A 1598-nucleotide genomic window follows, 5' to 3' on the forward strand; every position below is an offset into this window, starting at 1 on the left:
TTTTTAGTACCATAAATAGTGTAAGAAAGAAAGTAATTTCTATCTTGCACTATTTTTGTATAATGAAGAAGTAGTATGACGAGGCGCTTTTAGGGTTAAAATATCCGTAATAAAAAACTGTCAACTACCTCTTCATTATTCATATTCGGTTAAGCAGGTTGGGCAAAACGTCCGTGTCACTAGCTAAAATGAGTGTAATGGTGCAGGTAGAAACTACAAATTAAAAGAAAGAAGGTAATAACATGATATCTATCGGAATAGACATAGCAAAAGAAAAGTTTACAACCTGCGCATTAGAACAGGGTAGCAAAATCATTTGGAAGCCTTTTGATGTTCATCTAAAGAAAACAAAAGTAGAAGAATTTTTAAATAAACTAGATTCGTTAAATGGAGAAGTCAAAATAGTCATGGAAGCAACAGGTAAATACCATTTGCCAATCCTCTATGAATTAAAAGATAAAGGATACTTTGTAACTGTAGTAAATCCTTTAAAAATGAAACAGTTTTGTCGAGTACTCAACTTTAGAAAAGCAAAAAATGACAATATAGATGCCATACAAATAGCAGAATATGGGTTGATGTACTGGAAAGAATTACAAGAATACAAAGTAGATACAGAAAACTTCAGAGTCCTAAAAGAATTAAACAGATCCTATCAGCACTACATGGACTTAAGAATCAATCAAATGAACTTCATAGATCAAACAATAAACCAAACATTTCCAGGAATAAAGAAATTAATTCCACATGGATCAAATGATTTTTCAAAAGACAAACTATTAGATTTCTTAGAAAAATGGTGGCATAAAAACCTAGTATTAGAAAAACCAGAAGAAAACTTCATAGAAGATTTTAAAAACTGGGCAAAAGAAAAGAGATACCATCCTAATGCTGAAAAAGCTAAATCCATATACAAGCTTGCAGAGGAGAGTATCTCAACTCAACCTTCTAATAGCTCATACATAAAGACAAGCATACAAGAAGGAATAGAACTGATAAAAAATATAAATCAAATTCTAAATACTATTTTATCACAAATGAAAGAAATTGCCGAGTCCTTAGAAGAATATCAAGAAGCAAAGAAATTCTCAGGAATATCAGATAAATTAGCAGTGCAAATCACAGCAGAATTTGGAGACTTATCAAAATTTAAAAACAAAAAAAGTTTAATATCCTTTGTAGGCATAGATTCACCGCCATATGAGTCAGGGAATTTTAAAGCAGATCAGAGAAAAATAACAAAAAGAGGCAATGCAATACTAAGAAAAGTAGGTTATCAAGCTATGAAATGCATGATGAGTGCTAAAGATACTGAAAATGAAATATATATGTATATGGTAAAAAAAGAGAAAGAGGGGAAAGCCAAAAAAGTATGCAAATTTGCAGGGTTAAATAAATTCTTAAGAATATACTATTCAAAAGTTATGGAATTAAAACAAGAAAAAAAGATATTAAAAGCAGCCTAGAATTAATAATACAATAATTAAAACAGGCCGACAATAGCCGGCTTGTTTGCTATGCTTAAATTTAAACTCTAAATATCAAGGAGAAAAGTAAAATTAATTAGCTTTTCTCCTTGACTTTTGTTAGCAGGTTTT

Annotated in this window: 1 protein-coding gene; it reads left to right on the plus strand. The window is 30.3% G+C overall.

Annotation, left to right across the window (positions count from 1 at the left end; all coding sequences use genetic code 11):
- The first annotated feature begins 242 nt into the window (after window positions 1-242).
- Window positions 243-1466 carry an IS110 family RNA-guided transposase gene (locus tag WKS98_RS09885; RefSeq protein WP_498918935.1) on the plus strand — a complete coding sequence of 408 codons (1224 nt, stop codon included), beginning with the start codon at window positions 243-245 and terminating at the stop codon, window positions 1464-1466.
- Window positions 1467-1598 lie beyond the last annotated feature (132 nt).

This window comes from Lagierella sp. ICN-221743 (genome assembly GCF_037890055.1).
GTDB lineage: Bacteria > Bacillota > Clostridia > Tissierellales > Peptoniphilaceae > Mediannikoviicoccus.

Coding starts and splice junctions, on each gene's coding strand:
- WKS98_RS09885 (WP_498918935.1), top strand. CDS start 243: ATGATATCTATCGGAATAGACATAGCAAAAGAAAAGTTTACAACCTGC.